Origin of the sequence: Mycobacterium sp. (genome assembly GCF_019243155.1) — a bacterium.
GTDB lineage: Bacteria > Actinomycetota > Actinomycetes > Mycobacteriales > Mycobacteriaceae > Mycobacterium.
In genome coordinates, this window is record NZ_JAFAUS010000119.1 from 1 (window position 1) to 11,271 (window position 11,271).

The following is an 11,271-nucleotide window of genomic DNA, read 5'->3' on the forward strand; positions in this document are numbered from 1 at the left end:
CCATCGAGCACAAAGAACGCAAGGTGTGCCAGCGGCACCCCGATCGGGCTGGCGTTGCTGTCGACATCGCCGTCGACGATCTCCCGAAACGACGCGTGCACCGTCGTCTCGGTAATGCCATACATATTGATCAGCCGCGGCAACCCCGGATGGTGATTCAGCCACGTCTGCAACCGCTGAGGTTCAAGCGCCTCACCGCCGAACACCACCGTCTGCAACTTCAGTTGCTGACCCAGCTCCGGGGCGAGCCCATCAGCGGTCTGCAGCGCATAAAACGCCGACGGCGTCTGGCTCAGCACACTGACCTGCTCACGCACCAGCAGTGCATGCAAATCCTCCGGGGAACGCACCACCGAATCGGGCACCATCACCAGACGCCCGCCGTAAAGCAGCGCACCGAACACCTCCCACACCGAGAAGTCGAACGCCAGCGAATGGCACTGCGTCCACACCTGCCCCAGCGCCAGCTCGGCGTCCAGCGAGTCCAGCAGCTGCGTGACGTTACGGTGCGGCACCGCAACACCTTTGGGCGTCCCGGTGGTCCCCGAGGTGTAGATGATGTAAGCGATGTTGTCGGCGGCCGGTGCCGGCAACGCGGTATCGGGCTGGGTGTTCACCGCCGGGTCGTTGATGTCGATGATCGGCAACGCCATGCCGTCCAGCCGGGACCGCACCTCGGCGGTGGTGACCACCGCGATCGGCGCGGAGTCACCCAGCACGAACTCCATGCGGGCTGTCGGCACGGTCGGGTCGACGGGCACATACGCCGCACCGGTCTTGAGCACCGCCAGGATCGCCACGATCGCTTCGGGTGTACGCGGAAGCAACAGCCCCACCCGCGCCCCCGGGCCCGCACCGTGATCGGCAAGCAGATGCGCCAAGCGGTTGGCGGACTCCTCAACCTCGCGATACGTCCACGAGCGGTCCGCGCTGATCGCCACCGCGTCGGGTGCGCGAGTCACCTGCGCCGCGAACAGCTCCGGGATCGACACCACACTGGGCACCAGCTCGGTGAGCACCGCGCGATTGCCCCACTTGTCGAGCCGGCCGCGCTCGTCCTGGTCGAGCAGCTCGATCGACGACACCCGCCTGGCGGGATCGGCGATCATGGCCGAAAGCACCTGCTGCAACCGCTCGATCAGCGCGTCGACGGTTTCCGCGGTGAACACATCGGTGTCGAATTCGACGCGTAGCCCCAATTCGTGGCCCGGCGTCGCCACGACCGACAACGGGTAGTGGTTGTACTCGCGGCTGTTGAAGTCGGTGACGGCCAGGTCCTGGATGCCGAGCAGCGCGCCGGCGTCGATCGGATAGTTCTCGTACAGGAAAAGCGTGTCGAACAACTGGTCGTGACCGGTGACGCGGTGGATCTCGGCCAGCGCCAGGTGCTCGTGCTCGATCGTGTCGCTGTGGACGCGCTGCAACTGCTCCAGCAGATCCGCGACAGTGGTCCTGATGGTGGTGTCGGCACGCACCGGGATGGTGTTGATCAGCAGGCCCACAATCGATTCCGAGCCGGGCAGCTCGGTCGGGCGGCCCGAGACCGCGGTTCCGAACGCCACGTCCTGCTGGCCGGTCAGCCACATCAGCAGCTGCGCCCAGGCGCCCTGCAGCACGGTGCTCACAGTGGTGTGGCACGCACGGGCCAGCTCGCTCAAAGCCTGCGTCGTCTCCGCGGGCAGCTGGAACGACGCGACGGCGCGCGGGCCGGGTGCACCGGGCGCGCCCACCAGCGTCGGTGTGTCGAAACCGGACAACACCTCGCGCCACGTCGCTTGCGCGGCACCGCGATCCTGATCGGCCAGCCAGGTGACGAAGCTGCGGTACGACGAGGCCGCGGGTAGCCGCTGGCCGTAGTAGCTGGCGAACGTCTCCTGCAGCAGGACCGGCAGCGACCATCCATCGACGACGATGTGGTGAATGGTGAGCACAAACCGGTACTGGTCGCCCGCGGTGCGAATGAGAGCGGCCCGAAACGTCGGCTTGCCTGCCAGGTCGCAGACCGCGGCGCGTTCGTCCGCGCACAGCCGCTCAACCTGCTCATCGACGTCGCCGTCGGCGGAGTCCAGCTCGACAAACCGCCATGCCATCTCCGGATCGGCCGGCAGGACCTGCACCGGCTCGCCGAACTCTTCGTGGAAGCGGGCCACCAGGTTGGGATGCCGATTGACCACGGCCTGCACCGCCTGACGCAACCGCTGCGCGTCAAGCTCGCCTTTCACGGTGATGCCGAGCTGAACCGCATACAGGTCGACGAGGTCCGGGGCGAAGCTGGTGTGGAACAGCAGACCCTGCTGCACCGGGGTCAGTGGCAGCACGTCCACGATCTCGCGCTGCGAGCGGAGTTCGTCGATCTGCTGCTGGCTGAGCTGGGCAGGAGCGATGTCGGACGGGGTGAGGCCGCCGCCGCCGCCGCGTACGTGGGCGCAGATCCCGGCCAACGCCTCGAACCACAGTTCGCTCAGCCGGCTGACCTGCTCGTGGTTCAGCGCCGAGGGACCCCAGGTCCAGTTGGCCTGCAGGTGCGGACCGGCGTCGGTGTCCATGGTGCCGGCGTTGAGTTCCACCGTGTGCGCCAACGGCAGCGGCACAGCCGTGGCCACGCCGGCGACCGACAGGCTGTCCTGGGTGATGCGCCAGAGTTCTCCGGGCAGGTCGGCCCCCGCTCCCAGCCGGCCTAGGTAGTTGAACCCGATCGTCGGGTCCGGCCCGCCCAGGTCCGTCTCGGTGTTGAGGTAGCGCAGCAGGCCGTAGGTCAGGCCGTCGGGCAAGGCGCGCAACTGTTCCTTGGCGCCCTTGATGACGGCGCCCAACTCGGCGTCACCGGCGGCCACCTGAGCCCAGGACAACCCGCCGACCGTCAACGCGACCGGGTACTTAGTGGTGAACCAGCCCACCGTGCGCGACAGGTCCACATAGGGACCCAGCTCCTCGTCGCGGCCGTGGCCCTCCACATCGATCCCGATCGGCGCGCTGCCGCCGCCGAGGAATTCGGCGAACGCCAAACCGAATGCGATCAGCAGGATGTCGCCGACACCGGCGTGAAACGCGGCCGGCACCTCGCCCAGCAATCGGCGGGTGGTCTCGACATCGAGCGACGCCGACAGCTGGCCGGCGGATTCGTAGGTGTCCTCGGCGGGCTGCACCGCCGGCAGCGACGCCGGGGTCGCCGCCACCTGCCGCCACGCGTCGGCCTGGGCCACCACGTCCGCGCTGCGGGCGTGCTCGTCCAGCAGCGCCGACCAACGCGCGAACGACGTCCCGCCCGTCGGCAATGCCACCGGCTGCCCATTGTGATGCTGGGCCCACGCGATGTTGAGGTCTTCCAACAGGATTCGCCACGACACCCCGTCCACCGCCAGGTGGTGGATGATCAACGCCAACTGCCCCGTCGAGCCGGACCACAACGCGCTGAGCATCAGACCCGCCGCGGGGTTCAACCGCGACCGCGCCTGCACCAGCGCCTCGTCGGACAACGCCTCTACCGCTTGCAAACAGTCCTCGGCCCGCACCGACCCGACGTCGGGGATCAGGAGCGACCAGCCTTGCGCGCCGTCGTCGTCGACGACCATCCGCAGCGTGGCGTGCCGATCTAGCAAGGCCTGCAGGACGACCACCACATCGGCCTCGCTCACCCCGGTCGGGGCCGCCACGACCATGGCCTGGTTGAACTCGTCGATCGGCCCCGCCATGCCCTGTAGCCAGCGCATGATCGGGGTCGCCACCACCGGGCCGATGCCCTCGTCACCCGCGCCCGCCCCGCCGTCGAGCGCCACCGTGGCGACGCGCGCCAGCCGGGCCACGCTCTGCTCGACGAAGACATCGCGCGGGCGGCACATCACCCCGGCCGCGCGGGCGCGAGCCACCACCTGCATCGACAGGATGCTGTCGCCGCCCATATCGAAGAACGAGTCATCAACCCCGACCCGCTCGAGTCCGAGCACCTGGGCGTAGATGTCAGCCAGAATCTCCTCGACCGCATCGGTCGGGGCACGGTATTCACCGGCGGTGTATTCCGGCGCGGGCAGTGCACGCTTGTCCAGTTTGCCGTTGGCGGTCAACGGAATCGCCTGCAGCACAACGACCGCGGTCGGAACCATGTAGGCCGGGAGCCGATCGGTCAGCGCCGCGCGGATCTCGGCCGGGTCGGCGGTTCCGGTGATGTAGCCCACCAGACGCTTGTCACCGGGCCGGTCCTCGCGGGCAATCACCGCCGCCTGGTCCACCCCGTCCAATCCGGCCATGACGGCCTGGACTTCGCCGAGTTCGATCCGGTACCCGCGGATCTTGACCTGCTCGTCGGCGCGGCCCAGGTAGCGCAGCTGCCCGTCCGCGGCCCAGCACACCAGGTCGCCGGTGCGATACATCCGTGCCGCCGGGCCGCTGAACGGGCACGCCACAAACCGCGAGGCCGTCAAGCCCGCGCGACGCACATAACCAAGTCCGACGCCGCGGCCGGCCAGGTACAGCTCCCCGACCACACCGACCGGCACCGGCTGTAACCACTTGTCCAGCACGAACATTGCCGCGCCCGGTATCGGAGACCCGATCGGTACCATGCCCGGCCCAGGCGTCAGCGGTGTGCTGATCGAGGCACACACCGTGGTCTCGGTCGGACCGTAGGCATCGATCATCACCCGCCCCGGCGCCGCCCACCGCTCCACCACGTCGGTGGGGCAAGCCTCGCCGGCGACCACCAACGCCGTCGACTCCAGACCCTCCGCCGACAGCATTGCCACCGCGGATGGAGTCTGGGTAAGAACGCTGACCTTCTCCTCGACCAGCAAAGTGTGCAAGTCCTCCGGAGAGGCCGCGACCGACTCGGGGACGATCAGCAGCCTGCGACCCCGCAGCAACGCACCCCAGATCTCCCACACCGAGAAGTCGAAAGACGAGGAATGGCACTGCGTCCACACCCGCCCCTGGGGCAGGCGCTCGTCGAGCGAGTCGGTCAGCCAGGCGACGTTGTGGTGAGCGATGGCAACGCCTTTGGGCCTGCCGGTGGTCCCGGACGTGTAGATGATGTAGGCAACGTTCCCGGGCGCGGGCATCGGCAGCGCGCTGCTGGGCTGCGAATCGACCGCGGGGTCGTGGACGTCAATGACCGGCAAACCCGAGCCGTCCAGCCGTGAACGCAGGTCCGCCGTAGTGATCACCGCGCTCGGCGCGGCGTCAGCAAGCACGAACTCCATCCGCGCCGATGAGTGCGCGGGGTCGACGGGCACGTAAGCCGCTCCGGTCTTGAGTGCCGCGAGCATCGCCACGATCGCGTCGGCGCACCGGGGAAACAGCAGTGCCACGCATTCGCCCGGCCCGACGCCCTGGCCGGAAAGCAAGTGCGCCAACCGATTCGCAGCCTCATCGAGTTCCCGATAGGTCATGGTGTGACCCGCGAAGGTCACCGCCAACGCATCGGGGCTGCTTTCCACGTGCTGGGCGAACACCTCGGGAATCGACACCGCCGGGGGCGCCGGCTGGGTCAGCGCCGCTCGGTTCGACCATTCGTCCAACTGCGCATTCTCATCGTCACCGAGCATTCCGATCGACGACAGCGGACGCTGTGGATCGGCGGTCATCGCGAGCATCACCTGCTGCAACCGCTCCGCCAGATACGAGACATCGAAGTTCGAGTACGGCTGCCCGGGGCCGGCGGTGCTGAGGAACAACTCGCTGCCGGCTCCGAGGAAGAAGAGGCCGAAGTGGCCCACCGGGCCGTGGTTGGTGTAGGACGCGGTTGCCGGGGAACCGGCGAGGTCCAGCGTCAGCCGGCCCGGGATGAAGTTGATACCGACGCGGCCCGCCGCCTGCCGCAGGCTGCGGAAGCCGCCTTCGCCATCGAGCATGTGCACCGGAAATCGCTGGTGCTGCAGCAATTCTCGAATCTGCTTGTCGACGTGCTGGCAGAAGTCGGCGACCGTGGTCTCCGGCGAGGTGTTCAAGACGAGCGGCACGACTCCGGCGAGCATCCCGGGAAGCGTCTTCGACTCCGGACGCACCCGCCTGCTGACCGGAAAGTCCAGTGCCACTTCGGAACCACTTCCGGACCAGCCACGCACCAAGAGGGCGCACGCGGCGGTGGTCACCGAGTAACGGCGTACGCGCAACGTCTTGGACAGCGCTTGCATCTGCCCGACGGCGTGCGGGTCCAGCTGGACCGACGCGGACGGCGAGTACGGATCGCGGTCGACCGTGGTCTGGGGCAGCTGAAAGTCTTGCCCGCTTTCCGGCGGAAGGTTGTTGCTCCAGTAGGCCTTGTCGTCCTGATAATCGGTCGACGCCTCGTATTCCGACTCGAGGTCAACCAAATCCTGCGCCGAGCCGAAGTAGGCGTCGGGAATGGGTGACCCCGCCACCATTGCGGAATAAATGGTCGCCACCCGGCGGCATACCAGGGCCATCCCCAAACCATCAATGGCTATGTGGTGGCAGCAACCGAATAAATAGAATTCTTCAACTCCGGTCTGAAACAGCACGAATTTGAAGAGTTGCCCATTCAGCGCCATCGGCGTTCGCTGAATGGATTTCGCCATCCCACGAACTTCGTGCACCGGGTGGGGCGAGCTGGACAAGTCGTGAAAAGCGAGCTCGACGTGGGGGTAGTGGATCGGCTTCTGGACGACCTGGCCGTCGACCTCGAAAAACGAGACCCGACCCGATTCAGCCTCCCCCACAGCCTGACAAATCGCCTTCTCGAGAGCATCGTGGTCGACGTTGCCGGCAATCTTCACCAACAGGCCGAGCTGCCACTCCGTACCCGCGTAGCCGGTTTCCTCGGAAAGCCATATATCAAGCTGACCCCGCGTCAGCGGCAGGGCCGGGTCCTCACGCTCCTCCATCTACTCCCCCAAAGCTCCACCCATCCGCCCCATACCCCGGCTGGTTACTCGTCAAAACCCCGCCTCCGGTTGGTTACTCGTCAAAACCTCGCCCCGTCGCCAGCCTGTCGCGCAAAGTTTTCGGCCGGATGTCGGTCCAGTTCTGTTCGATGTATTCCAGGCAGGCGGCTCGGTCAGCTTCGCCATAAACCACCCGCCAGCCTGCTGGAACATCGGCGAACGCCGGCCAGAGGCTGTGCTGCTCCTCGTCGTTAACCAAGACGAAAAAGCTGCCGTTGTCGTCATCGAATGGATTGATGCTCACTATTCTCCAGGATGCCTAGTCGACATGAGTGGAACGGTTCCAAACCATACTGGAGGGGACAGCGCCCGTCCGACGTTTGGACAAAGTTCCTGGCGGGATCTATCGAACTCTCAATACTGTCGAGGCACTAGCGCCGGACCGGTTTGGGCTGCCGACTTTCAACGCCGTGACCTGCAAGGACGCATTTGACATTACGGTATCTCGCCATTGGGCAGGCTCTGTGTTATTGGCAGGCGATGGAAGCTTTCGCCGCCTGTTGTGCAGCCGCCAAAGACCACCTCGCTGTGGACATCGCCCAACTGAGTGTACCCAACGCGAGGCCCTCGATCGGACGATAAGAATTAAGGAAAGACAAAGGCTGGCCGACCCCCGGGGGCAGGCACCCAATCGGTCGGCTGACACCCGCGGCCAAAGCGCCATCCACCAGCGGCGGCTATGTTGGTTGAGTGGCCACTCGCCGCCGCCGGGCCAACTGCCCGCCGGCGGCAGCGGAAGTCGGGGGATGTTCGCCGGCCCGTTGTGGGCGCGTGGATGGCTGGTACCCTGCGACAGGCGAGCGGACTCAGTGAAAACGAAGCCAACAAACCAACCGCACGCATCGGTAACCCCCTGTAAGCGCGGGGTTTCCATTGCGATCCCCTATCGCGATGTCAAAGCGCCGATATCGAGACCATCGCCATGGTTTACTCATCAAGATCTGGTCGCGCTCCCGAGGCGCCGCTCGTACGAAGTGTTCGCCGCACGGCTAGCCTGCGTAGCTCACCTCGCTCGAGTTGCCGGCCTCTCGTGTGGCGCGGCCAATGTGTAACTACGAGTCGCATGTTGCCGATGTGTAAGTACGAGATGCATGTTCCAGAGGCGAAACTGACGCCGGGCCTGAAAGCGGGTGGAAGTGGAAAGAGGTGCCGTGGCTGAACCCGATGTCCGAACCTGGCCCGACGTCTCCGGGACGGATCGCCAAGACGATGGCCAACGCGCCGGGCGCCGCCGGGGCCTCTTCCGGCGCGGTCGCCGGCGTTCGCTCGTACCACAGGGTCCGGCGGGACCCGAACCACGCCGTCGAAACCCGGGAGCTGCGATTTTCCGATTCTTGGGGCGACTGTGGATCCCCCTGGTAATCGTGGCGGTGATCGTGGCCGGGGGCGTGTCCGTGGCGAGGTTGCACGGAATGTTCGGCTCCGAGCACCGCCCCTCATACGCCGATACCAGGCAGCAAGACACCAAGCCTTTTAACCCCAAGCACGTCAAGTACGAGGTCTTCGGACCTCCCGGAGCCATGGCAGACATCAGCTATTTCGACGCCAATGGCGAGCCGAAGCACATCAACGGAGTTGAATTACCGTGGTCCTTCGACATCTCGACAACACTGCCGTCTATCGTGGGAAACGTTGTGGCGCAGGGCAATAGCGACAGCCTCGGTTGCCGCATCGTCGTGGATGGTGTAGTCAAGTCCGAGAAGGTCTCCCACGAATTGAACGCGTTCACCTACTGCGTGCTGACGGCTACATGAGTAACCAGAACCTGGAAACCGAACGCATAGACACCGAACCCGCCCCGCGATCACGCGCGGCGCGGCTGGTCCATGCGTTGTCCCTGCCGATCATCTTGGGATGGTTGGCTGTCGCGGTCATCCTGACCGTCGGCGTTCCCCCGTTGGAGAAGGTCGAGAAGGACAACGCGGTAGCACTGGCTCCTATCGGCGCCCCGTCGTTCAAGGCGATGGAACGCCTGGGTAGCGACTTCAAGGAAACCAATTCCGGTGCGCTGGCGATGATCGTGCTGGAGGGCCAAGATCCTCTCGGCGACGACGCACACAAGTATTACGACCGGTTGATCCACCTGATGCAGGACGACACCAAACATGTCCAGCACATCCAGAACTTCTGGGGGGATCCGCTAACCCGGGGCGCTGCGCAAAGCCAGGACGGTAAGGCCGCGTATGTGCAGGTGAACCTCTCTGGCCAGCCAGGCTCGAGCGCGGGCGACGAATCTGTCGCGGCGGTCCGAAAAATCGTCGATGAAGCCGCGCCACCGCCCGGGCTGAAGATTTACGTCACCGGCCCCGCACCCATCATCGCGGATATGAACACCGCCGGCGCAAAGACCGTCGCACTAGTCACCTTGGTGAGTATGGCGGTCATTTTCATTACGTTGCTGCTCGTATACCGCTCCATTTTTACCGTCATTATCTTGTTGCTGATCGTCGGTTTGGAATTGCAAATAGCGCGTGGAGTCGTCGCGCTCATGGGCAATCTGCATCTCGTCGGCCTGACAACTTTTGCGGTCAACCTACTGGTGGCCGCAGTCATCGCAACCGGAACTGACTACGGCATATTCTGGGTCGGGCGATATCAAGAGGCACGACAGGCCGGCGAAGATCGAGAACAGGCCTTCTACACCACCTTCAGCGGAGTCGCCAAGGTTGTCCTGGCATCCGGCTTGACGATTGCCGGGGCGGTTTTCTGCCTCAGCTTCACCCGGCTGCCTTATTTCCAGCCGCTCGGCATCCCTTGCGCCGTAGGCATATTGGTAGCGGTTCTCGTCGCGCTGACGCTGGGCCCCGCCCTTCTTGTCGTCGGGAGCCGTTTCGGCCTGTTCGAGCCGAGACGGGTGGTCACGGCCCGCAGGTGGCGCCGGATCGGCACCGCGATCGTGCGGTGGCCCGCACCCATTCTCATTGCGACTCTGGCGGTTGCGCTGATCGGGCTTCTGACGTTGCCGAATTACAAACCGAGCTACGACGACCAGAAATTCATTCCCAGCAACATTCCCGCCAACGTGGGCTATGCGGCCGCCGGACGACATTTCCCGGGTTCCCGAATGGCAATGCCCGAGATTTTGCTGGTCGAGACCGATCACGATCTGCGCAATCCGGCCGACATGTTGGTGATCAACAAACTCGCCAAGGGCGTTCTCGCCGTTCCCGGTATTTCCACGGTGCAGACCGTGACGCGTCCGGAGGGAACGCCGCTGCAGCACACCACGATTCCGTGGATATTGAGCATGGGCCAGTCGACCCAGATGCAGAACATGGCGTTCCAGAAAGACCGCATGGACGACATGCTCAAGCAGGCCGACGAGCTGTCGAAGACGATCGCGATCATGCAGCACATGCAGAGCCTGATGACGGAGCTCGTCAACACGACTCACCAGATGGTCGGCACGACGCACGAGATGCAGGCGATCACCGAAGAGCTACGCGATCACATCTCGGATTTCGAGGACTTCTGGCGGCCGATACGCAGCTACTTCTACTGGGAAAAGCACTGCTATGACATTCCCATCTGCTGGTCGCTGCGATCCATCTTCGATTCCATCGACGGCGTGGACCTGATCAACGACAAGTTGAAGGACCTGGTGGGCGACCTCGACCAGATCGACCTGATCATGCCGCAGATCCTCATGCAGCTCCCCCAGATGATCGAGACCATGCAGAGCATGCGAAGCATGATGCTGACCATGCACAGCACCATGTCCGGTGTCATGGGCCAGATGGATGCGAACGCCAAGGATCCGGCCGCAATGGGCCAGGCGTTCGACCAATCCAAGAACGACGACTCGTTCTACCTGCCGCCGGGCATTATCAACGGCTCCGACTCCTTCAAGCGGGTCGAGAAGGTGTTCATGTCTCCGGATGGCAAGGACTTCCGGATGCTGATCACCCAACGAGGCGATCCCGCCACACCCGAGGGACTCACCAGGGTCGATGCGATCAAGACGGCAGCCGAGGAGTCGCTCAAGGGGACTCCGCTGGAGAATTCCAAGGTCTACCTGACCGGAACGGCGGCCATCACCAAAGACCTGGTCGACGGCTCCAAATTCGACCTACTGATAGCGGGTGTGGCTGCGATCTGTCTGATTTTCATCATCATGCTGATGATGACGCGCAGCTTCATCGCCGCCATGGTCATCGTCGGTACGGTGTTGCTGTCACTGGGTGCGTCCTTCGGTCTGTCCGTATTCGTCTGGCAATACCTTCTCGGCATCCAGATGCACTGGACGGTGCTTTCCACGTCGGTGATCGTGCTGTTGGCCGTGGGATCTGACTACAACTTGCTGCTGGTCTCCCGGATGAAAGAGGAATTGGGCGCCGGCATCAAGACGGGCATCATCCGCGCGATGGGCGGCACC

General features: G+C 64.6%; 4 protein-coding genes. 2 read left to right on the forward strand and 2 right to left on the reverse strand.

Features of this window, described 5'->3' with window-relative positions; translation table 11 throughout:
* On the reverse strand, window positions 1-6,836 hold a 6,836-nt coding region (locus JOZ00_RS05945), incomplete at its 3' end, for a non-ribosomal peptide synthetase (protein ID WP_293341105.1).
* 73 nt (window positions 6,837-6,909) lie between these two features.
* Window positions 6,910-7,140: an MbtH family protein gene (locus JOZ00_RS05950; protein WP_293341108.1), complete on the reverse strand. Its 231-nt coding sequence runs from the start codon at window positions 7,138-7,140 to the stop codon at window positions 6,910-6,912.
* 1,090 nt (window positions 7,141-8,230) lie between these two features.
* Between JOZ00_RS05950 and JOZ00_RS05955 the strand changes: the two genes are divergently transcribed.
* Both JOZ00_RS05955 and JOZ00_RS05960 read left to right on the forward strand, forming a co-directional pair.
* The gene (locus tag JOZ00_RS05955) at window positions 8,231-8,650 is read left to right on the forward strand and encodes an MmpS family protein (RefSeq protein WP_293341111.1); all 420 of its coding nucleotides are present in this window, start codon (window positions 8,231-8,233) and stop codon (window positions 8,648-8,650) included.
* A partial coding sequence (locus tag JOZ00_RS05960; RefSeq protein WP_293341114.1) for an RND family transporter occupies window positions 8,647-11,271 on the forward strand: 2,625 nt, incomplete at its 3' end. The genes JOZ00_RS05955 and JOZ00_RS05960, both read left to right, overlap by 4 nt.